Origin of the sequence: Corynebacterium sp. HMSC034B08, assembly GCF_001835805.1 — a bacterium.
In the GTDB taxonomy this organism is placed as follows: domain Bacteria; phylum Actinomycetota; class Actinomycetes; order Mycobacteriales; family Mycobacteriaceae; genus Corynebacterium; species Corynebacterium coyleae.
The window spans coordinates 79,945-100,951 of record NZ_KV825906.1 but is presented as its reverse complement, the minus strand read 5'-3'; the positions used below and the strand labels follow the sequence as shown (position 1 = coordinate 100,951).

17 protein-coding genes, 1 tRNA gene, 1 pseudogene and 1 riboswitch are annotated in these 21,007 nt (G+C 64.4%); of the genes and pseudogenes, 10 read left to right on the top strand and 9 right to left on the bottom strand.

Annotated features, from left to right (window positions below):
• Positions 1 to 22: 22 nt before the first annotated feature.
• Positions 23 to 1,264 (top strand): pyridoxal phosphate-dependent aminotransferase, encoded by a 1,242-nt coding sequence (locus HMPREF2656_RS02185; protein WP_070771869.1) that lies wholly within the window; start codon positions 23 to 25, stop codon positions 1,262 to 1,264.
• A gap of 484 nt (positions 1,265 to 1,748) precedes the next feature.
• Entirely contained in the window at positions 1,749 to 3,272 is a 1,524-nt protein-coding gene (locus HMPREF2656_RS02180; protein WP_070815758.1) for an ABC-F family ATP-binding cassette domain-containing protein, read from the top strand.
• 310 nt (positions 3,273 to 3,582) lie between these two features.
• On the opposite strand, the gene HMPREF2656_RS02175 is transcribed toward HMPREF2656_RS02180, so the two are convergent.
• From HMPREF2656_RS02175 to dcd, 3 genes are all read right to left on the bottom strand, one after another.
• The gene (locus HMPREF2656_RS02175; RefSeq protein WP_246825081.1) at positions 3,583 to 5,118 is read right to left on the bottom strand and encodes an FMN-binding glutamate synthase family protein; all 1,536 of its coding nucleotides are present in this window, start codon (positions 5,116 to 5,118) and stop codon (positions 3,583 to 3,585) included.
• 56 nt (positions 5,119 to 5,174) lie between these two features.
• On the bottom strand, positions 5,175 to 6,503 hold the full coding sequence (locus tag HMPREF2656_RS02170; protein ID WP_070815757.1) for a UDP-glucose dehydrogenase family protein: 1,329 nt from the start codon (positions 6,501 to 6,503) through the stop codon (positions 5,175 to 5,177).
• 199 nt (positions 6,504 to 6,702) lie between these two features.
• Positions 6,703 to 7,266 (bottom strand): dCTP deaminase, encoded by a 564-nt coding sequence (gene dcd, locus HMPREF2656_RS02165; protein ID WP_070815726.1) that lies wholly within the window; start codon positions 7,264 to 7,266, stop codon positions 6,703 to 6,705.
• 74 nt (positions 7,267 to 7,340) lie between these two features.
• Between dcd and HMPREF2656_RS02160 the strand changes: the two genes are divergently transcribed.
• Positions 7,341 to 7,414: transfer RNA gene (locus HMPREF2656_RS02160), tRNA-Gly, on the top strand.
• Between the two features lie 26 nt (positions 7,415 to 7,440).
• Entirely contained in the window at positions 7,441 to 8,523 is a 1,083-nt protein-coding gene (gene rhuM / locus HMPREF2656_RS02155; RefSeq protein ID WP_070815725.1) for a RhuM family protein, read from the top strand.
• A 5-nt stretch (positions 8,524 to 8,528) separates the two neighbouring features.
• Here rhuM and HMPREF2656_RS02150 read toward each other — a convergent pair whose 3' ends face one another.
• From HMPREF2656_RS02150 to HMPREF2656_RS02140, 3 genes are all read right to left on the bottom strand, one after another.
• Positions 8,529 to 9,089, bottom strand: a complete 561-nt coding sequence (locus HMPREF2656_RS02150; RefSeq protein ID WP_070815724.1) for a hypothetical protein — start codon at positions 9,087 to 9,089, stop codon at positions 8,529 to 8,531.
• Positions 9,090 to 9,102: 13 nt separating this feature from the next.
• Positions 9,103 to 9,224, bottom strand: a riboswitch (SAM riboswitch).
• A 58-nt stretch (positions 9,225 to 9,282) separates the two neighbouring features.
• On the bottom strand, positions 9,283 to 10,854 hold the full coding sequence (locus tag HMPREF2656_RS02145) for a VanW family protein (RefSeq protein ID WP_083319409.1): 1,572 nt from the start codon (positions 10,852 to 10,854) through the stop codon (positions 9,283 to 9,285).
• Between the two features lie 159 nt (positions 10,855 to 11,013).
• Positions 11,014 to 12,216 carry a glycoside hydrolase family 3 N-terminal domain-containing protein gene (locus tag HMPREF2656_RS02140; RefSeq protein WP_070815723.1) on the bottom strand — a complete coding sequence of 401 codons (1,203 nt, stop codon included), beginning with the start codon at positions 12,214 to 12,216 and terminating at the stop codon, positions 11,014 to 11,016.
• 78 nt (positions 12,217 to 12,294) lie between these two features.
• On the opposite strand from HMPREF2656_RS02140, the gene HMPREF2656_RS02135 reads away from it, so the two are divergent.
• Both HMPREF2656_RS02135 and HMPREF2656_RS02130 read left to right on the top strand, forming a co-directional pair.
• Complete coding sequence (locus tag HMPREF2656_RS02135) at positions 12,295 to 12,501, top strand: DUF2613 domain-containing protein (protein WP_070423351.1); 207 nt, start codon at positions 12,295 to 12,297, stop codon at positions 12,499 to 12,501.
• Positions 12,502 to 12,507: 6 nt separating this feature from the next.
• A pseudogene (locus HMPREF2656_RS02130) lies at positions 12,508 to 15,428 on the top strand (alpha-(1->3)-arabinofuranosyltransferase family protein).
• Here HMPREF2656_RS02130 and HMPREF2656_RS02125 read toward each other — a convergent pair.
• Entirely contained in the window at positions 15,335 to 16,390 is a 1,056-nt protein-coding gene (locus tag HMPREF2656_RS02125) for an acyltransferase family protein (RefSeq protein WP_246825077.1), read from the bottom strand. The pseudogene HMPREF2656_RS02130 and the gene HMPREF2656_RS02125 overlap by 94 nt on opposite strands.
• 37 nt (positions 16,391 to 16,427) lie before the next feature.
• Between HMPREF2656_RS02125 and HMPREF2656_RS02120 the strand changes: the two genes are divergently transcribed.
• The 4 genes from HMPREF2656_RS02120 to HMPREF2656_RS02105 all read left to right on the top strand — a co-directional run bounded on the left by HMPREF2656_RS02120 (position 16,428) and on the right by HMPREF2656_RS02105 (position 19,576).
• Positions 16,428 to 17,075, top strand: coding sequence for a porin PorA family protein (locus HMPREF2656_RS02120; RefSeq protein WP_070815721.1), 648 nt, complete (start codon positions 16,428 to 16,430; stop codon positions 17,073 to 17,075).
• The gene (locus HMPREF2656_RS02115) at positions 17,059 to 18,429 is read left to right on the top strand and encodes an MmpA family trehalose lipid delivery protein (protein ID WP_070815720.1); all 1,371 of its coding nucleotides are present in this window, start codon (positions 17,059 to 17,061) and stop codon (positions 18,427 to 18,429) included. Before HMPREF2656_RS02120 ends, HMPREF2656_RS02115 begins: the two co-directional genes overlap by 17 nt.
• A 105-nt stretch (positions 18,430 to 18,534) precedes the next feature.
• Positions 18,535 to 18,777 carry a three-helix bundle dimerization domain-containing protein gene (locus HMPREF2656_RS02110; RefSeq protein WP_246825075.1) on the top strand — a complete coding sequence of 81 codons (243 nt, stop codon included), beginning with the start codon at positions 18,535 to 18,537 and terminating at the stop codon, positions 18,775 to 18,777.
• Positions 18,778 to 19,117: 340 nt separating this feature from the next.
• Positions 19,118 to 19,576: a DIP1984 family protein gene (locus HMPREF2656_RS02105; protein ID WP_070453223.1), complete on the top strand. Its 459-nt coding sequence runs from the start codon at positions 19,118 to 19,120 to the stop codon at positions 19,574 to 19,576.
• Here HMPREF2656_RS02105 and HMPREF2656_RS02100 read toward each other — a convergent pair.
• On the bottom strand, positions 19,563 to 20,627 hold the full coding sequence (locus tag HMPREF2656_RS02100; protein ID WP_070815718.1) for a glycosyltransferase family 4 protein: 1,065 nt from the start codon (positions 20,625 to 20,627) through the stop codon (positions 19,563 to 19,565). The two genes, HMPREF2656_RS02105 and HMPREF2656_RS02100, sit on opposite strands and share 14 nt — an antisense overlap.
• Entirely contained in the window at positions 20,624 to 21,007 is a 384-nt protein-coding gene (locus HMPREF2656_RS02095; protein WP_070815717.1) for a type II toxin-antitoxin system VapC family toxin, read from the bottom strand. Before HMPREF2656_RS02095 ends, HMPREF2656_RS02100 begins: the two co-directional genes overlap by 4 nt.

Below are 21,007 nucleotides of genomic sequence, written 5' to 3'. Positions count from 1 at the left end.
ACCCGGCCTACAGTGGTAACCCATGAGCGAGCCACTGAAACCGCACCGCCACTTCGACCAGGCGGAAAAACTCAAGAACGTCTTCTACGACATCCGCGGCCCCGTCACCGCCACCGCCGAGCAGATGGAACGTGACGGGCACACCATTTTGAAACTCAACACCGGCAACCCCGCCGTGTTCGGTTTCGAAGCGCCCGACGTGATCATGCGCGACATGATCGCCAACCTGCCCACCTCCCAGGGCTACACCACCTCCAAAGGCATCACCTCCGCCCGCCGCGCAGTGGTCACCCGCTACGAAATGATCGAAGACTTCCCGCACTTCGACATCGACGACGTCTACCTCGGCAACGGTGTGTCCGAACTGATCAGCATGGTCACCCAAGCCCTGCTCAACGACGGCGACGAAATCCTCATCCCCGCCCCCGACTACCCGCTGTGGACCGCCGCCTCCACGCTCGCCGGCGGCAACGTCGTCCACTACCGTTGCGACGAAGAGGACAACTGGAATCCGTCCCTGGAAGACATTCGCTCGAAGATCACCGACCGCACCAAGGCGATCGTGGTCATCAACCCCAACAACCCCACCGGCGCCGTCTACTCCCGCGAGATCCTAGAAGGCATCGCCGACATCGCCCGCGAGCACGAGCTCATGGTCCTTGCCGACGAAATCTACGACCGCGTACTTTACGACGACGCCAAGCACATCTCCATGGCCGAAGTCGCCCCCGACCTCCTCTGCATCACCTTCAACGGCCTGTCCAAGGCGTACCGCGTCTGCGGGTACCGCGCCGGATGGATGGTCGTAACCGGCCCGCGCCGCCGCGCCAAGGGATTCATCGAAGGGCTTGATCTGTTGTCGGGTACCCGCCTGTGCGCCAACGTGCCCGGCCAACACGCCATCCAGGTCGCGTTGGGAGGCCGCCAGTCCATCTACGAACTCACCGGCGCCGGCGGCCGCCTACGCAAACAGCGCGACATCGCCGTCCGGAAATTGCGAGAGATCCCCGGCATCTCCGTCGTCGAACCCAAGGGTGCGTTGTACTGCTTCCCCAAAATCGACGCCGAAATGTACAACATCCACGACGACGAACGCTTCATGCTCGACCTCCTCAAATCCGAGAAGATCCTCATGGTCCAAGGCACCGGCTTCAACTACCCCACCCCCGACCACTTCCGCGTGGTCACCCTGCCGTGGGCGTCCCAGTTGGAAAACGCCATCGAGCGCCTCGGCAACTTCCTGGCGGACTACCACCAGCACTAGGTGTTGTTGGCGGTTGGCGGTTGGGCGCCGCTTCCTGCCGGTGCCTCCCCTTCCGGCGCCCCTGCGCGAAAATAGTTCCCGGCCGGGGAACTATTTGGGGGTTTCGACCCTTTCTCGCCGGCATTCCCCCAGGTCGGCACCTCGGAAAGGCAAAATAGTTCCCGGTTTCGCGCTGATGCCGGGAACTATTTTGCACGCCCGCCTGCTACGGGCGTTAAGGCCTCCTCCCTGACACATTCCACAAAATCTGTCAGGGCCAATTTCTGACCAGGCGCGATGCCGGTCGCTGACACATTCCGCCGCAATCTGTCAGCCACGAGGGGTTGTGAGTGGCCGACACCTACCCCGACTCACAGCAGCGCAAACCCCTTGACCCCCAACAGGCACTGCCATAGTATCGACGAGGAATTGTCCCCGGAGGAAGGAGTAGGCCGTGCTCATGTTCCGTGTTTCCGCCTAACACGAAACAGAAAGTTGAATGAGCATGCCTATTTCCCTAAATAACGTCTCCCTCGAGTGGCCTAACGGAACCTCCTGCTTCTCGGACTTGAATGCCATATTTTCAAGTCACCTGACCGGCTTAATCGGCGATAACGGTTCCGGAAAAACGACTCTGATCAGGGTCATTCTCGGCGAGCTACAGCCGAGCACGGGTTCGGTCGAACGCCCGTTGAAAATCGCTTACCTACCTCAGGATCTTGGGCTGCAACCGGACACTACGGTTTCGGACGTCTTTGGGGTTACCGAAATCATCGAGGCAATCAACGCCGTCGAAGGTGGCCAGTTCAATCCCGAATTGTTCGAGCTCATTGGCGACCGGTGGGATGCTGCTGAAGAGACTCAGGCTGTGCTGTCCGCTCACGGCCTCCCGCTCAACTTGGACAGGCCGCTGTCCACCATGTCCGGTGGAGAGGCTGTTCGTGTTGCACTAGCTGCGCTCATGTCTGACAACCCCGATTTCATCGTGATGGACGAGCCAACAAACAACCTCGATTCGGAAGCAAAAGCCCAGCTGATCCATTCTCTTTCCAAATCCAACGTTCCTGCAATTGTGGTGAGCCACGATCGCGACTTGTTGGATTCCGTGGACGAAATTGCAGAACTTCACGACGGGAAGCTACGTCTTTTCCCCGGCAACTACTCCGCCTACTGCGAAACTCTGGCCAACGAACAGGACGCAGCGATGCGGGAGGTGCGGGACAAGAAGGCGGTTCACAGTAGGCAGGTTCGGGAGCGTGAGGCGATGCAAACTCGCATTGCCCGGGACGCTCGTCGCGGAAAGAAGTTCGCGGCTAACAAACGCAAACCTGGCATGGCGATGGGGCTGGACAAGGATCGGTCGGAGAAGACTGCTGCTCGGCGTGGTGCGGCTCATGCCGAGTCTGTGGAGTCGTCTCTCGCTGCGTATCGTCACGCACAAGACAAGGTTCGCGACGATCAACATGTGTTCATTGAGCTTCCCGGTACGGCGCTTCCGAACGGAACCCGTGTTATGGAAATCCCAGGGCTCACTGTTGTGGGCCCCGAGCGTGTCCGGATCACTGGGCCGAACGGCAGCGGAAAGACGACCCTGCTCAACTCTGTTGCAGACGGTAGCGCGGGGTATGTGATTAGGAATGTGGGGTACCTCCGGCAACGCATTGTTCTTGACCCCAACCGGTCAGTTTTGGAATTGGTCTCGGAGGCCAACGCGTCTGCTGACCCGCAGTATATTCGGGACCAACTCGCGCAACTGTTGTTTCAGAATGAGACTGTGCACGCGCCTATTGGAACGCTTTCGGGTGGTGAGCGTTTCCGCGTTGAGTTTGCCCGCGTTCTTCTTTCGTCGCCTGCTCCGCAGCTATTGCTTCTCGACGAGCCCACCAACAACATCGATATCTCAACCGTGAACTGGCTTGTCTCCGCTCTTGAGAGTTATGCAGGTGCGGTTCTTCTCGTCAGCCACGACGAAGACTTCTGTGAGCGTATGAACCTTGACAGGGAAGTTTCCATCGATGATCTGACCTGATGCCCCCCCTGCAGCCCCCAGCAAAAAGTTCCCGGCCGGGGAACTATTTGGGGGTATCGGCCCCTTCTCGACGACATTCGCCCAGGTCGGCACCCCGGCGAGGTAAGAAAGTTCCCGGTTTCGCACTGAGGTCGGGAACTATTTTGCACGCCCGCCGGCTACGGGCGTTGAGGCTCCGTCCCTGACAGATTCCACAAAATCTGTCAGGGTCGATTTTTGACCAGGCACGATGCCGGTCACTGACACATTCCGCCGTACTTTGTCAGCCGCGAGAGGTTGTTAACGGCCCCGCCAGCAGACAGCAGCCGAACTACACCGGACGGAAGGTGTCCGGCGAGGCCGCCTTCCAGTCGGCGGTCCAGGATGACGGCGGGTCTTCGAGCAGCTGGCCCGGGCGCAGCCATTCGTAGATGGAGGCGTAGGAGCGGGACTCGGTTGGGGAGATGTTGCGGCGCAGCATGTCGGGGCGCAACTCAGACGGGTCGGTGACTCCCATGGAGGCCATGAGGCGCACGGCGGTGTTGACGGTGGTCTTGTGGTAGTTGTACACCGCTTCGGACTTGTCCTTGACCACGACGGCGCGGTTGCGGCGCGGGTCTTGGGTAGCCACGCCGGTGGGGCATTCGCCGGTGTGGCAGCGTTGTGCCTGGATGCAGCCGACGGCCATCATCATGGCGCGGGCGGAGTTGGTGTAGTCGGCGCCTTGGATCATGCGCATGACGATGTCGGAGCCGCCGGCGACTTTGCCGGACGCGCCGAGTTTGATTTGGTCGCGCAGGCCGGTGCCGACGAGTGCGTTGTGCACGGTCATCAGGCCGTGGGTCAGTGGCATGCCCATGTGGTCTTCGAAGTCGATGGGGGCGGCGCCGGTGCCGCCTTCGGAGCCGTCGACGACGATGAAGTCGGGTGCGGTGCCGACCTCGCGGATGGCCTTGCAAATGGCAAGTACTTCTCGACGACTCGACACACACAACTTGAACCCCGCCGGTTTACCGCCGGACAGTTCGCGCATCTTCGCGATGAACTCGATCAACTCGACAGGGGTGCTGAACACGCGGTGGGCTGCGGGGCTGATGCAGTCCTTGCCCATGGGCACGTCGCGGATTTCGGAGACTTCTTTGGTGATCTTGTCGGCTGGCAGCACGCCACCGATGCCTGGCTTGGCGCCCTGGCTGACTTTCAGTTCGACCATCTTGACCTGGTCGTCGGCGGCGCGGTCGCGGAACTTAGCGGGGTCGAAGTCGCCGTCGTGGGTGCGGGCGCCGAAGTAGCCGGTACCCATTTGCCAGACGAGGTCGCCGCCGAATTCCTTGTGGTACGGGGAGATGCCGCCTTCGCCGGTGTTGTGGGCGAAGCCGCCCATGGCTGCGCCTTTGTTCAGGGAGCGCACGGCGTTTTTGGACAGGGAGCCGAAGCTCATGGAGGACACGTTCAGCATGGAGATGGAGTACGGCTGGGTGCAGTCCTTGCCGCCGATGAGGGTGCGGGGCGGTTCGGAGGGTTCGTCGACAGGCGCGAGCGTATGTACGAGGTGTTCGTGGTTGGTGGCGTAGACGTCCTGGACGGTGCCGAAGGACGTTTCGCTTTGCATGCCCTTTGCGCGTTCGTAAATTGCGTTTCGCTGATCGCGGTTGAAGGGGCGGCCGTCCCAGTCGCGCTCGATGAAGTATTGGCGCAGCTCGGGGCCGATGTCGGTGAGCAGGGTGCGCATGTGCCCGAGTACGGGGTAGTTGCGCAGGACCGGGTTTTTGGTCTGAGTGAGGTCGTGGATGGCCACGCCGCCCAACGCCGCTGCGACGCTGCCGAGGGCGACCTTGGCAAAGTTTCCTGACTTGTCCTTAGGCATGCGCCCCATCATGCCTTAATAATCTGTAGTTGTTGTCAGGCACGCGGTTTCGTCGACTAGAGGGTGCGTCCGAGCGCCCGCATTTCCCATCCGGCGTTGCGCCATTGTTGCACGTCCAGGACGTTTCGGGCGTCGATAAGCAATTGCTTTTCGACGACCCCAGCAACCCACTCCGGATCCATCTCCCTAAACTGCCCCCATTCGGTAGCGAGGATGGTCAGCTCCGCGCCGCGCAGCGCCTCTTCGAGCGTGTCGGCGTAGTCCAGGGTTGGGAAGACCTTGCGGGCGTTGTCCATCGCCTGCGGGTCGAAGACGGTGACGTTCGCGCCGGCCAGGGAGAGTTGGCCCGCCACGGCGAGGGCTGGCGAGTCGCGCACGTCGTCCGAGTTCGGCTTAAACGCTGCACCCAGCACCGTGATGTTGCGGCCGATCAGGCTGCCGAGTTCCTCGCGTGCCATGTCGACCACGCGCTGGCGGCGTCGCATGTTGATCGCATCCACCTCGCGCAGGAAGGTCAGCGCCTGGTCCGCGCCGACCTCGCCGGCGCGCGCCATGAACGCACGGATGTCCTTCGGCAGGCAGCCCCCGCCGAAGCCGAGGCCGGCGCCGAGGAATTTGCGGCCGATGCGGTCGTCGTAACCAATCGCGTCTGCGAGTTGGGTCACGTCTGCGCCGACGATCTCGCAGACCTCGCTCACCGCGTTGATAAACGAGATCTTCGTGGCCAAAAACGCGTTCGCCGACACCTTCACCAACTCCGCCGTCTGCAGGTCGGTGACGATAAACGGGGTGCCGTTGGCCAGCGGCGTCGCATACACCTCGCGGGCGATTTCCTCCGCGTGGGAGTTCTCGGTGCGGTGTCCTAATACGATCCGGTCGGGCTCGATGGTGTCCTTGACGGCGTATCCCTCGCGCAGGAACTCCGGGTTCCAGGCGATCTCCACGGTCGCGCCTCGGCCGGCGCGACGAGTCAGATCGTCGGCGCGTTCCTGCAGCGCGGCGGCCGTGCCGACCGGGACCGTGGACTTGCCCAGGATGACGTGGTGGCCGTGCAGTTTGGGCACGAGGTCGTCGATAACCGCCTCGACAAAGCGCGTATCCGCCGCATACGACCCGCGCTGCTGCGGCGTGCCCACCCCGATGAAGTGCACGTTGGCGAAGTTGGCGGCCTCGTCGTATTTCGTCGTAAAGCTGAGGCGACCTGCGTCGATGTTGCGCTCCAGCACCTCCGGCAAACCCGGCTCGTAGAACGGCACCGTGGAGTTCTTCAGCGCCTCGATCTTGTGCTCATCCACGTCGACGCCGAGCACCTCGTGGCCCAACTCCGCCATGCACGCCGCATGCGTCGCGCCAAGATAACCAGTGCCGATCACAGTCAGTCGCATGGTGGCCATTATGCCGTGGCGGTGTTGGCACTGCAGGGTGAGCGCGGTGGTGGGGTTGATCGTCTAGTTCCCTCGGCAGGCTGCTAGACGATTCACACCTTATTGCAAACCATCTTCAACATGACCTGGGGAAACGCAGACAAGGCGGGTGGATCGTCTAGCAGTTCGGACCGTCTAGCTAGACGATGCACCACCAGCCCTACTGAAAGTTCAGGTACGCCTTCGACGGGGTCGGGCCGCGCTGGCCCTGGTACTTCGAGCCGAGCGCACCCGAGCCGTACGGAGTGTCAGCCGGGGAGGTCATCTTGAACAGCGCGAGTTGGCCGACCTTCATGCCGGGCCACAGCATGATCGGCAGGTTGGCCACGTTGGACAGTTCCAGCGTGATGTGCCCAGAGAAGCCCGGGTCGATGAAACCCGCGGTGGAGTGGGTCAGCAATCCCAGACGGCCCAGCGAGGACTTGCCCTCGAGGCGACCGGCCAGGTCCGCGGGCAGCGTGAAGCATTCCAGCGTGGAGGCGAGGACGAACTCGCCGGGGTGAAGGACGAAGGCGTCGTCGTCGGAAACCTCGACGAGCGTTGTCAGGTCCGGCATCTCCTGCTTCGGATCAATGTGCGTGTACTTCGAGTTATTAAAGACTCGGAAGAACTTATCCAGGCGCACGTCAACCGAACTCGGTTGGACCATCGACGGATCGAAGGGGTCGATGCCGAGGTGGCCGGAGTCAATGGATTCGCGAATGTCGTGATCTGAAAGCAGCACGACACAGAGTGTACTTCCCCACCCCTTGCCCGGTTTTTGGAGCCGGTTCCTGCAGTGCTAAAGTCGTAAAAGCTGCCGGCGTAGTTTAGTGGTAGAACATCAGCTTCCCAAGCTGAGAGTGCGGGTTCGATTCCCGTCGCCGGCTCCAAGGCACTGGTTATTTTTGGGGGCGAAATGGATCAGCGGACGGTCAAATTAGACTCGACGGATCACGGCGAGTTTGTCATCTACCAGACCGAGGACGGATTAACGGAAGTCCATCTGCGAGTTGTCGACAAATCAGTATGGATGACTCAAAGTGAAGTCGCAGATCTCTTTGATATATCTCCGGCAAGCGTGAGCATTCACCTCAAGAATATCTACGCCGAAAACGAGCTGAGCAGGGATCGAACTATTAAAGAAATTCAAATAGTTCGATCTGAAGGAGATCGCGATGTTTCGCGAACACTCAAACATTACAATCTGGATGCGATTGTTGCTGTCGGCTACCGAGTTAAAGGACCAAGAGGAAATCAGTTCCGACGCTGGGCCAGTGAAATACTCCAGGAGTATTTGAGAAAAGGTTTCGTCCTCAACGACGAAAAGCTCAAAGACCCCCGCGGAACCGATTATTTCGACGAGCTACTCGCGCGAATCCGGGATATTCGATCCTCCGAAGCTCGCCTCTACCTCAGACTACGAGACATTGTCGCGCTTGCTACGGACTACAACAAAGATAGCCCCAAAACACGCGGGATTTTCAGCTGGATTCAGGACAAACTCCATTACGCAGTTACCGGTCAAACTGCTTCAGAAATCATTGCGACACGTTGCGACCCCGGAGCCGACAACCTGGGGTTATCCACTTTCAAGGGGAAAGTGGTACGGAAAGGTGATGTAACCACCGCAAAAAACTATCTAACAAATTCCGAGCTCACCACACTCAACCTGCTAGTTTCCCAGTTTTTGGAATATGCAGACCTCCAGACTCGTATGAGAAGCCCTATCTACATGAAGGATTGGTTGGAGAAGACCGATTCGTTTATTGAATTCAATGGCTTCGAGCCGTTGAAGGATCGCGGAAGAATCTCGCGCGAAGAGGCCAACAGACTAGCCAAAGAACGCTACGAGCTATTTAATGCTGGTCGGGAATCCGACAATCTAGCCGAAGCTGACGCAAAACTGGTCGAGACCATGAAGCAGATTGACCGCCGGATTCTTGCAGACCGAGCCCGTTTAACACCCCGCGTAACAGACATCCCGGACGAGGAGTCTTAAACCCCTCACGCTTCCGTCGTGCACGCCGTGACGGGCTTATCCGACAGCAGGATGGCGCGGTAGCCGCCACCATCAACCGTGTAGCGCAGGATCTTCCAGTCTGGGTTGTATTCCTGCGCGAGTGCGAGGTCTTCGGGGTTGTGGTTGTGGGCGGTGATGGTGTCGTCGCCAAGTGGTGTGCTCACGCGGAATGTGAGCGTGGTGCCGTCGTGGGCGAGGATGTCGATGGGGAACCAGCCGTATTTTTGGTTCATGGCGCGCAGCACTGGGATGTAGTGCTGGTTGTGGCCGCGGGTGCGTTGGTCGCATTCGCGGTAGGTGCAGGTGCGACGGGTGGCGGGACGTTTGGGGAGTGGGACGGTGGCGTCGCCAACGCGTACGGCGGCGGCGCTTGGCGAGTATTCGAATGTCGCGCCGGTGTTTGCGACGAATTCGTGGCCTTCTACAGCGCTATCAAACGTTGCGACGACCACCTCACCCGTCTCATCCAACGTAAACGCAAAGGTCAGCCCGTCCATGCTGCTGAGGGTGGCTGGGGTCCAGTCGGTGGGCATGCCAAAAGACATGGTGCTCCTTGAAATATCGCTCTTCCGGCGCGGCGGTTGCGCGTGCCGGCGGATCTTCCCTCGGGAGCACCGTGCGCGATGAGCGCGGTTGCTAATCGACGAGCCGAGGGGCCTTATCCGTCAGATTTCTTGATCCAAAACGACACAATATAGACCAAGCGGTCTAGTGTCAAGTGGTGCGGCACCCGCTCCCCTACCCGCAGCGGACGATGGGCTGCGGGTCGTAGACGGTGGTCTGGGTTTCACGGGAGAGTTCGTTGCCGGCGAGGTCGTAGATAATGCGGGTATCCGAGGTGGTGAACCCGGGTGCGCCGCCGGACGGCGAGCAGTTCGGGCCGGACACGTTGACCGGCTGCGGGCTGGTCTGGGCCCAGCGGCCGCCGTTGATGGACTGCACGTTGACCGTATTCACGCCCATGAGGCTGACGGTGAGTTGGCCGCCGCCGACGTTGGTGGCGATGCGCACCGGGTAGGGGCTGTCGTTGCGGAACTGCAGGTCGATGGCGCCTTCGTACACGGTGGCTTCGCGGCCGGCCGGGTAGCGGGAGATGTAGTAGGAGTGCGGGGTGTGGGCGATGTCGGTCATGCCGGCGAAGTAGGCCGCGTTGTACAGGGTGGTGGCGAACTGGGAAATGCCGCCGCCGACGGCGGTGTCGGCACGCCCGTTGAGGATGATGCCGGATTCGACGTAGCCCTGGGCGGTGCCGCGGGGGCCGGTGTAGCCGTTGAGGGAGAACGTCTCCCCCGGGTTCACAATCGCGCCGTTGACCGTGTTGGCCACCAGGGCGATGTTGGTGCCGGAAGCACCCGAGTAGCCGCCGGTGGTAAACGAGCCGACCACTTCGTTGAAGGTGGCGTTGTTCGCTTCTTCGGTGGTGAAGTCCGCGGGTACCGGCTTGTAGTCGGCGTCCCAGGAACGCCCCTTGGAACCGAGGACGCGGTCGTTGAAGCCGGCGAGGGTTTTTTCCCAGTCCACAGCGGTGCCGTCGACGGAGGGTTCGACGCCGCCGCCGGTGAGTACGCGGGCGTTTTGCATTTCCACTTCGGTCTCGGCGAGCTGCTCGGCCAGGATGGCTTGCGCGGCTTCGACGTTCACTTTCGGGGCGATCTTGCCGTCGACGTTGGGGAAGCTGACCACCTCGCCAAGCCGCTCCTGCGGGATAGCGGCCTTGTGATCATCGCGACCGGTCACGGTCAGCGGGCCGTCCAAGGCGGCGCGCACGGGGCCGTCCATGGCGGCGCTCATCACAGCGTCGTCGATGGCGGGCGGCACGGAGGTCGGATCCACATCGATGCCGTCCGGGTTGAGCCAGCCGGTGGTGGTCTCCTCGCGCAGCAGGTCGCGCTCCACCTTCTGGCCGTTGATCGGCTTGGTGGTCTCGGCCTTGCCGGCTTCGACGCGGATGGTGCCGTCGGTGGGGTCGAAGTGCAGTTCGTCGCTGATGCGGTCGAGGGTGCGGTTCAGGGCGGTGTCGTCGATAAGCGGAACCGCGTCGACCTCGTGGGTGGTGAACAGGCCGCGCAGGCGCGAAATCGGGTTGGCGGTTTCGATGCCGGCGGCGTCCACGGTGGCCTGGTAGTCGATGTCCAGGCCGGACTTCGCGGGCACGAACGTGGACGTCTTGTCGCCGGCGCGGACCTCGACGGTTGTGTCAGCAGCGCTGCCGAGTTCACCCTCGAGCTTCGCGCGAGCCTCGTCCGGCTTCATCGCACCGATGTTCACGCCGCCGACGGTGGTCCCGCGCGGGACGTTGCCGCGGTGCATCGCCAGATCCGCCAGGTACACAGCAAGCGCGATGGCGAGGATGCCGAGCAGCACACCGAGCGCGATCTTGCCGCCGCGTCCCTTGCTGCTCGCCTTGTGCGAGGTTGCCTTCACCGTAGTCACCCAAACAAGGGTAATGCAGATGTTTGAAAAAGCGGGTTAGAGGTTGTCGTCGATAAGCAATTGCTGCACGCGGGTGGCTGCCTCATCGATGCGGTCTTCGGCGATGTAGCCGTTGTTCACGCACCACACAACGTGGTCGATGATGGCGGGCAGATCCTTACCCGTGGACCACAGCGCCTGGTCGGCGCCGGAGGCGATGGCGCGGGCGACGGCGTCGCGGGTGGGCGCGTAATCGAGGATGCCGCGCATGCCGGACAGGTCATCGGTGACCACGACCCCGTTGAACGGCACGCCGCCCGGGTAGTCGCCCTCGCGCAGCACGCGGTAGGCCTCGGGGTTCATGGAGCTGGGCACGCCGTCGGGGCCAAGGCCCGGCACGATCATGTGGCCCATCATGACGCTAGAGCGCGGGAACTGCGTCAGCAGCGGGCCGTAGGGGCGCATGTCTAGGTCGCGGACCTGGTTCAGCGGCGGGGTGACGGCGAGTTGGTGGTGCGTGTCGCCGGAGGCGCGCCCGTGGCCGGGGAAGTGTTTGAACGTGGGCGTGACGTGGGCGTCGGTGAGCCCCTGGGAGAACAGTGTGGCAACCCGCACGACTTCGGCCGGGTCGCCGTGGAAGGCGCGGTCGCCGACGATGTCCAGGTCGGTCACGTCGAGGTCCAGCAGCGGCGCGTAGTCCACGTTGATGCCGTGCGCGCGCAGAGACCGGCCGATGTCCCACCCGGTGCCGCGGATGACCTCCGGCGGGGTGCCGGCCAGCGCGCGCGGCGGCATGAACTCGCCGAGCACGTTGGTGTGGCGCTGCACCCGGCCGCCCTCAAAATCGATGGCGACGGAAAACGACCGCTCGTACTGTTCCCGCAGCGCATTGATGTTGCGGCCCGGTTCAGTGAGCAGCCGCGGGTCCGCCCAACTCGGAATGATCAGCCCGCCGACACCCTGGTCGAGCGCCACCCGCGCCTGCTCATAGTTCGCCACGCCAACCACCATCAGCGACGCCACCCGCGCCCGCAGGTCCTCGGGCACGCGTTGTTGCGCGGGGCTTAACAGTGCAGGAGCTTCTTGCTTATCGACGACCCCACCCTCCCGCACCGTCGACGGCTCCGTCACCGCTTCTGGGGTCGGGGTGGCTTCCTCCGCGGGCTCGGGGGCGCTACACGCGGCAAGCGCAACGCACGCCGCGAGCGCAACGGCGCGCGTGGCGTGCGCTGCGCGTGCGCCGAAGGCTCGATTCCGCATGTGATTGACCCCTTTGTGGCCCCTTTGTGGCGTGTGAAAACGCCCCTACTCTACTCGCTGCTGGTAGCCTTTTCCGACATGTCCCATACCGTTGACCTCCCCGAGCCGCTGAAGCGCCACGCCGCGTCCCCTGTCGTGGCGAGCGCCGTCGTTGGCATTGTGCTCGGTGTGGTTGGTGTGCTGGGTATCGCGGCGGCGTCGGGCCAGTCGACGGTGCCGGATAATACGGCCGTTTCCGCTGATGATGCGGTGCTTGGCGGGCCGGAGTACGGCTCGCGGAAGTAGGGCTGGGTGGGGTCGTCGAGAAGCGCCCATGTTCTTGGGTGGCTGGTCCTGACCCTGCTTGCGCTGGCGCAGCCGCCGGGGCAGGTTGCGGCCGACACCAAGTTTGATCTCGTTGCCAACCCGGCGCGGTTTTGGCACGGGCGACGCACGCGTATACGGATGAGTTTCCGCTGGGGCAGGTGCAGAACCAGGCGTATGGGTATCTGTTTCCGCAGGGTGCGTTTTTCTGGCTGTTTGGGTGGTTGCCGGACTGGTTGACGCAGCGCGCGTGGTGGGCGTTGTTGCTGGGTGTGGCGTATTCGGGCACGTTAGTGCTGGCGCGGCGCATCGGGATCAGGGGCACGTGGCCGCCGGTGCTCGCGGCGTTGCTGTACGCGTTGAGCCCAAGGATTTTGACCACGCTGACGGCGATTTCTTCGGAGGCCTGGCCGGTGGCGCTTGTGCCGTGGACGTTGGTGCCGCTGGTGCAGCGTCGCCCGCGGGTGGCGCCGGCGGTGGTGGCGGTGGCGTGCATGGGTGCGGTCAACGCAACGGCGACCATTGCGGCGTGCCTGCCGGCGTTTGTGCTGCTGGTGGCGCTTCGCCGCTTCCGTGAGGCCGCACGCTTCACGCTGGGTGCGGTGTTGGTGTCGGCGTGGTGGATCGGCCCGCTTCTGGTGCTGGGCATGTATTCGCCGCCGTTTACAGACTTCATCGAGTCCGCGCGTGTGACCACCGCGTGGCTCAACCCGGTGGAGATCCTGCGCGGCACCACCAGTTGGACTCCGTTTGTGGACACGGAGCGCGTCGCCGGCCACCTGTTGGTTGCGGAGCCGGTGTTCATCATCGCCACCTGCCTGATCGCCGCGTTCGGCCTGGCGGGCTTGGCGCGGCGCGACATGCCGTGGCGCGGGCCGTTGCTTGCGGTGTTTGTGGTGGGGTTTGTGGTGTTGGGGTCCTCGCCAATGCTTGCATCGCTTTACGACGACACCCTCGCCCCCTTGCGCAACCTCCACAAATTCGACCCGCTCGTCCGGCTGCCGCTGGTGCTCGGGGTGGGGTTCGTGGCATCAACGGTGCGTCGCCCGCAGGTGGTTGGGGTGGCGTTGGCGGCTGCGGTGGCGCTCGCGCCCGCCTGGTCGTTGCGCCTGCTGCCGGAGGGCACCTGGTCGGAGGTCTCCGAGGACTGGGTGGCGGCAGGCGAGTGGTTGGAGGAGCACGCCGCGGGCACGCGCACGTTGGTGGTGCCGGCATCGTCCTTTGCGCGCCAGCATTGGGGGTGGACACGCGACGAACCGATCCAGGCCTTGACCAGCACGCGCTTTGCGTTTAGGGATGCGGTGCCGCTGGTGGATCCGGAGGCGATTCGTGGGCTGGACGGGCAGGTGGCGGTCGCAGATAGGCAAGCGCTGCGCTCCATCGGCGTGGGTGCGGTGGTAGTGCGCCGCGACCTGGAGCGCCAGCCCGTCACGCCGAACCTGGGCGAGCCGGACGCGAGCTTCGGCGAGGTGGATATCTTCCTGCTGGACCCGCACGCGGACATCATGGACACCGACCGCGCGCCGATTGCCGTCGACGGCGGCGGTGAGGTGCTCGCGCTGCTGTGGCGGGAGCTCGGGTACTTCCCGGCGCGCCTGACCAGCGGGGACGCAAGCGCCCCCGCCGATATTGTTACGGATACCCCGGCGCTGGCGGTGCGCAACTACGGCACGATCCACGGGCAATCCGGCACCCTGCAGTACGAGTGGGAGGACACCACCGTGCGCAACCGCGTCAAGGACTACCCGTCCGCAGGCACCCGCACCGGGGTGGTGGCGGATGGGCAGGTGCGGGTGTCGTCGTCACGCGCGGACGCCGGTGCTTTCGGTGGCCCGGACCCTGCGAAGTCGATCACCGCCGCCTTCGATGGCCTGGACGAGACCGCCTGGTGGCCCGCGCCGGGCGACCGCAACGCGTGGATCGAATTCGAGCCGCGGCAGGACACTGTCACGGTCACCACCACCGCGAACACCACCGTGCGGCTGTGCAACGGCAACCGCGAATGCCGCAACGTCACCCTGGTCAAGGACCAGCCACGCACCATCACGCGCGGCGACGCCACCCGCCTGGAACTGACCGAACCGGTGGGCATCCGCGAACTCGACGCCGGCATCCGTCGCATCGTGGAGGTCCCCGGCACCGCCGACCGCTACTTCTTCCAGCGCCGCTTCCCCGACACCGATGTCATCCAGCGCCGCTTCACCACCGCCGTAGACAGCGAATGGATGCTTTCTCATCCGGCGACAATCGACGGCGAGCGCCACGCCGGCCGCGTGTTCCTCGAGGCCGGCACGCACGAGATTGTCACCCGCGCCGAAACCGTCATGCTCTCGCGCGCCCCGCTGCCCAACCACACCGGCGAGCGCATGATCCTGACCACCCGCGCGTTCAACGAAGGCCTGCGCGCCACCCTCGGCGGCGTCCCGCTCGAGCCCATGCGTATCGACGCCGGCGCCCAAGCCTTCCGCGTCCCCTCCGATGCCGCCAGCACGCCCACCGCCGAGTTCGAGATGTTCTTTACCGGCGACGGCGCCTACCGGTACTCGCTCATCGCTGGCACCGTGCTCAGCCTGCTGGTCACCGCCCGATGTCTGTGGGTGCCGTGGCGCCGCTTCGAACGCTTCACGCCCCCGCCCGGCGGGAACTGGCTGCCGGGCCTGGCCGTCATCGCCGTGGCACCCCCGCCCGGCGCGGCCGCCGTGGCGCTTGCGTGGCTGGTGCGCCGCTTCACCGTGATCCCGATGCCGCACCTGGCCGCCGCCACCATGACCGTGTGCGGCCTCGTGCTTGCACGTGCGCCCTGGCCGGCGGCGAACTACGCGGGCTCGTCGACCTTCCTCATCCTCGCCGCCTGCTTCGCCGTGGCCTGCCTGACCAGCCGCGCGCCGGGTACCTCCACCGATTCGTAAGAGATGTAGGCGACGGCGGTGCTCAGCAGGGTGGTCGTCGTAAAGATCAGCACGAAGTGCCCCGAAAACATGGGCACGCCGAGTATGGGGAACACGAAGTACAGCACCGCCATGTGCCACAAAAACACCGAGTAGGACCAGTGGCCGAGTGTGCGCATGCTTTTCGACGACAACACCGTCCCCTCAAACCTCTGCCCCAGCGCAAAGGGTGCGACCAGCAGGGCGGCGAACACCGCGCCGAGGACTATCCGCACGTTGAACTCCAGCGGGCTCGGGTGCTCCAAGCCGCGCGGGCCGATCACGCCCGCCACCCACGCCACCGGCAGCGCCAGCAGCACAAACGGCCAACGCGGACCCGCGTAGCGCACCCCGGCGCGCTCTACCTCGGCGAGCACCAACCCGACCGCAAACCACAGCGCATACGACGGCGGCCAGATCTGCAGGTTCAGCACCGCCGGGTCCGCAATGCCCGAGACCGCCCACGGCCACACGAACCCGAGTGCCACCGCGACCGACAGCGCCACGTACCGGCCCCGCGCGCCCAGCCGCAGGTACAGCGGCAGCACGATGTAGAAGGCGACTTCGATGCACAGCGACCACATTTGGGTGAGGCCGTCGATAAGCGCGTGCGGCACATAAACCTGCACCAACAGCACATTCGCCACCACCTGCGTTGCGCTGACCCCCGCGAGCGGCGGCAGCGCAAGCAGCACCACCGCCACGCACACCACGTACGCCGGCACCAGGCGGGCAACGCGCCGCGAGTAGTAGCCCGGGCGCATCCCGCCGCGCGCGAGCAAAAACGCCGAGAGGGCGAAAAACACCGCCACGAAGTAGTCGAAGCGCTCCAACACCGCCGAACCGGTCCCCGTCTGAAACGCAACGTGCGTGGCCACAATGCCGTACGCGGCCACGGCGCGCAGGCCGTCGAGCTCGGGCAACACAGCGGGTCTTGGATTCACGATGGGCAAAGTCTAGTCGCCCGGTAGGGTTAGGCGGGTGAACCTGCGTCGTCGATTAGCCATCTGCCTGGGCATCATTGTCGTCTGCGCCGCGCTCAACATCGCCTCCCCCATCGTGATTGCACAGCAGCGCACCCTGCAGCCCGGCGAGTACACCATGCTTTTCGACGACGCCCGCTCCCGCACCGTCACCCTCACCAAACAGCCCAAATCCATGCTGGCCGAGGTAACCATCGACGGCGAGATCGTGGACAGTTTTCTCATCGACCCCTCCACGGCCTTCCCCGCCAAAGGCCGCGCCGGGCTCGGCCCGCTGCTGCCCTACCAGCCGGAACGGCGCACCTACCCACTGTTCGACACCACCTCCGGCCAAGACGTCCCCATGGATTACTTAGGTCCCGGCAACGTGCGTGGCATGCAGACCTACAAGTACACCGCTGCGTTGTCCAACGATTGCGTGCGCACCGTCGACGCGGAACGCCGCACCGGCCGCATCCTCGACGAGATCTGGGACTGCCCGCCCGAGCAGTGGGTGCTTGCGGAGGAGACCAAGACCTCAGCTGTCGACGCCGCCCGCCGCGACGTGGCCTGGCTGCGTGGCCTGCAAGTCATGGCGGTGCTGACCCGGTTCATCGCGGCCGCGGCGTTCATCGTTGGCCTGGTGGCCTATGCGCGCCGCCGCTAGCAGGTGGTGGGCGCCGGTCTATGGCGCCCTGCTGGTTCTGGCGCTGACCTGGCCGTTTCTTGCCCCTGGCGAGGCGTTCGCGCTGCGGGACATGATGGTCTTCGACGCGATGGAACTCACCCGCGCCTCGTTGGGGTGGGGTGACCTGCCCGCCCGCAACGTCCCCCAAGACGCGTTGCTGGGCATCCTGCCGTATCCGGTGGTGTTCCTGCGCGTGGTTATGGTTTCCGCGGCCGCGGCCGCCGCGTGGGCGGGGTGGAAACTCGGCCGCACCCCGCTGGGCCAGGCGGCGGCGATGACGGTGGCGGTATGGAACCCGTTCGTCGTAGAACGGCTGCTGCAGGGACAGTGGTCGCTTGCCGCCGCGGCCTGGCTGCTGCCCCTGGTGGCGTTGGGGGTGCACCCGATGTCCGGGCTTGCGCACTGGCTGGCGTCACTGACACCGACCGGCGCCATCGCCGCCGCGTGCGTGGCCCGCAGCCCTCTGACCACCGCGCTGACCTGCGCGCCGTGGGTCGTCGCAGGCATCTTCGCCGGGGCGGGCGGCACCTCATCGGCCGTGTCCGCCGAGGTGTTCGCCCCGCGCGCCGAAGGGCACACTGGCACCCTCGGCGCGATGCTGGGCCTTGGCGGGATCTGGAACGCCCACGCCGTGCCCGCCTCCCGCGAGGCCGGCTTCGCCCTGTTCGGCATCGCGCTGTTCGTGCTGCTCGCGCTGGCCTGGCGCGAGGTGCCCCGCCGCCTACTCGTGCTCGCCGGGGTCGGCTTCTGCATCGCGCTCGCGTCCTGGGCGGGCCTGCTGGGCCCGGTGGTCGCGCACGTCCCCGGGGCCGGCCTGCTTCGCGACAGCCAAAAGTGGCTCATCCTCACCATCCCCGCCCTGGTCACCGCCGCCGGCGCATTAAGCGCCCGCCGCGCCCTCGCCGGTCTCACCTTCGCGCTCCTGCAGGTCCCCGACGCGCCCGTCGCCGTCGCCGCACTCACCCCCACCACCGTCGAGATCCCCGCCATCAACCACCACGGCCGCGACGTCCTCTTTGAATCCCGCCCGACGCTCACGCTTATCGACGACCACCCCACCGTCGACCCCGCCCCCAAAGCCATGAACGTGGTCGAATCCGGCGCGCTGACCGTCGACGGTGTCGTTGTGGACGCTCCATCACCACGCTGGGTCGCCGCCCAAGCGGCCATCGACGACACCGATGCGCTGCGCGAGATGGGTATCGGGGTGGTGGTGCGTTCGGATGGGCGGGTCGTCGATACGCAAGCGCCCGCGAACCCGCTGCCACCTGCGGGGATCGCACTGTTCGCACTGTGGCTCGCGGTGCCAGCAACGCTGCGCCGCAACCGATAGTTGGAACCTCCCATGATTGAAAGCTTGCATGAATTATGTTGTGCGGTTAAAGTGAACTCCAGATGAACAAAAGGTTACGCACCGCAGAATCAAGGAGGTATAGCCGTGGCCAACAACAACATCGATTTCAGCATCATCCGCGAGCGCGCCCTGCGTAACATCCGCGAGGACCTGCTCGTCGAGTTCGCCGGACAGTACGACGCACTCGAGATCAACGACGCCTTCGACGCCGTCGTCCGCGCACACAAGCGCACCGCAACCGTCGAAGACTTCATCCCTGTCCTCGTCGAAGCAGAAATGCGCGACCGACTCCGCGACGGCGACCTCTTCCCGCAGGCCGCCGCATAACTCACAGCAAACCCCAACGCCCAACCCCTTTGCAGCGGTTGGGCATTTTGCTATGTTCGACACCTAACACTGTCGGTAGCGAAAGCACACCGGCACCCAGCGAACGTCAACCCCACGCGCCCGGGGAAAAGGGAGCACACACCGGCGCCTTGTGGCCGTATCAAGGCTGAAGCGGTTCGATTCCGCTCACACGCACAACGCATGCGGCCTGCACGACGCACACGGGCACAACCCCCACCACAGGGTTGCACCGAGCACGATTTACTACCGCGACGTTGGGGGTGACCCGGACACTTTCGTGAGGGTTGGGAACGGGGACAGAACTTTCAAGGAGGCACACATGCTGCTCGCAGAAGCACTCGCACGCCGCGCCGAGGCGCAAGACCGCCTGAACAAACTGCAGGAACGCCTGGTCCAGGGCGCGCTGATGCAGGAGGGCGACACCCCGCCGGAGGACCCGGCGGACATGCTCGAGGAAGTCGCCGCGCTGCTGCAGGAGATCGAAACGCTGGTGCGCCGCATCAACCACACCAACGCGAAGACCGCCTTCGAGGGCGCGACGCTTACCGACGCCATCGCGCGCCGCGACGCCCTCCTGCGCTCCCGCCGCCTCTACGCCGCGGTCGCCGACGCTGCAACGATTTCAAACGCCCGCTACTCGCGCTCCGAAGTACGCTTCGTGCCCACCGTGGACGTCAAGGCGCTTCGCGACATGGCCGACAACGCCTCCAAGGCCTACCGCGAACTGGACACCAAGATCCAGCAGCTGAACTGGACCACGCAGCTCATCGAGGTGTAACGAGCTTCGCGAGCACCGCCGCGAACCTGCGGCCGGTCTCCTCCCACGAAAAGCGCTGCGCCCACCGCCTGGCATTGCCCGCCAGCTCGGCGCGGCGCTCAAGTGTTTCGCGGGTAACCTCGGCGAAATCTTCGCCCGATTGCACGAGGCGGCCGGTTTCGCCATCACGAATCGAATCCGCCACCCCGCCCGCCGACGCGTACGCCACCGTGGGCACCCCATGCTGCGCTGCCTCAATCACTGCAATACCCCAGCCTTCCTTCCGCGACGGCAACAGGTGCACATCCGCGCGTTCCAGCAGCGCGTGCTTGTACGGCTCAGACACATGCCCGTGGAACACCACGTCGCCGCGCCCCTGCGCGTACGCCCGCAGCTCGTCCTCCCACCAGCCCGAACCGACCACATCCAGCACCGCGCCCGGGATGCGCGCCGCGGCGTCGATCGCCTCCTCGATCCGCTTGTGCGGCACCAGCCGAGAGAGGGTGAGCAGGTGGGTGCGGTGGTCGTCGTAAAGCGTGGGCACATGCGCAGGCACCGGATCGACGCCATTTTCCACGATCTCAATGTCACCCCCGCGCACGCCAAGCGCCACCAAATCGCTTCTCGACGCCTCCGACACCGTCACATACCGCGCCCCCCGATACACCCGCGGCGCCACCTTCGACTCCAAAAACCACCCCAACCGGCCAATGATCGGACCCGCCACCGGCCACTGCTCCTTATGACAATGATGCGTCAGCAACACCACCGGCCTGCGCGTAAACAAGCGGGCGAAAAACGGAATGCCGTTTTGCGTATCCACCACCACATCCGGCCGGTTGCGCCAGATAGAAAAGGGCGCCGCCAGGTACACGCTGAACTTCCCGCCGGCACGCTCGTAGCGCACCCCGTTACGGCGCGACCGCCGCGGCGCATCCGTATGCTTCGCCGTCCGATACACCACCTCGTGGCCCTGGGCCGCCAAGTACTCCCCGACACGCTCGAGATAGCGCTCCGAACCGCCGCCCTGCGGGTGGGTGGAGTCGCGCCAACACAACAACAACACCTTCACGGCGCAATGACCTCGAGCCCAACTTCACGGGCGGCCTCGGCGAGCCTGTCGTCGTACGTCAACACCGCATCCGCCTCCAAATCCAACGCAGCCTGTAAGTGAATCGCATCCAACGTACGCAAATACGGCATCGGCAACATACTCGCAGCCCGCAGCGTCCCTCGGCCAAGTTCCGCGATCGAAATTCCCCGCAAGATCATCGTGGCCTCCCCCTGCGGCCGGCCGAGGCGCACCGCCAAGCGCCGCAGCTCAATCTCCAACAAGTCCGACGACACCACCTCGTATTCGCCTGCCTCGAGCCACAGCCGCATCGCGTGCGTGTGCGGCTCCAACTTGAGCAGACAGCCCATCGCCGACGTGTCGGCGTACACCCTGCGCAT

Coding starts and splice junctions, on each gene's coding strand:
- HMPREF2656_RS02185 (WP_070771869.1), top strand. CDS start 23: ATGAGCGAGCCACTGAAACCGCACCGCCACTTCGACCAGGCGGAAAAA.
- HMPREF2656_RS02180 (WP_070815758.1), top strand. CDS start 1,749: ATGCCTATTTCCCTAAATAACGTCTCCCTCGAGTGGCCTAACGGAACC.
- HMPREF2656_RS02175 (WP_246825081.1), bottom strand. CDS start 5,118: ATGCCTAAGGACAAGTCAGGAAACTTTGCCAAGGTCGCCCTCGGCAGC.
- HMPREF2656_RS02170 (WP_070815757.1), bottom strand. CDS start 6,503: ATGCGACTGACTGTGATCGGCACTGGTTATCTTGGCGCGACGCATGCG.
- rhuM (WP_070815725.1), top strand. CDS start 7,441: ATGGATCAGCGGACGGTCAAATTAGACTCGACGGATCACGGCGAGTTT.
- HMPREF2656_RS02150 (WP_070815724.1), bottom strand. CDS start 9,089: ATGTCTTTTGGCATGCCCACCGACTGGACCCCAGCCACCCTCAGCAGC.
- HMPREF2656_RS02145 (WP_083319409.1), bottom strand. CDS start 10,854: ATGCACCGCGGCAACGTCCCGCGCGGGACCACCGTCGGCGGCGTGAAC.
- HMPREF2656_RS02140 (WP_070815723.1), bottom strand. CDS start 12,216: ATGCGGAATCGAGCCTTCGGCGCACGCGCAGCGCACGCCACGCGCGCC.
- HMPREF2656_RS02135 (WP_070423351.1), top strand. CDS start 12,295: ATGTCCCATACCGTTGACCTCCCCGAGCCGCTGAAGCGCCACGCCGCG.
- HMPREF2656_RS02115 (WP_070815720.1), top strand. CDS start 17,059: ATGCGCGCCGCCGCTAGCAGGTGGTGGGCGCCGGTCTATGGCGCCCTG.
- HMPREF2656_RS02105 (WP_070453223.1), top strand. CDS start 19,118: ATGCTGCTCGCAGAAGCACTCGCACGCCGCGCCGAGGCGCAAGACCGC.
- HMPREF2656_RS02095 (WP_070815717.1), bottom strand. CDS start 21,007: ATGCGCAGGGTGTACGCCGACACGTCGGCGATGGGCTGTCTGCTCAAG.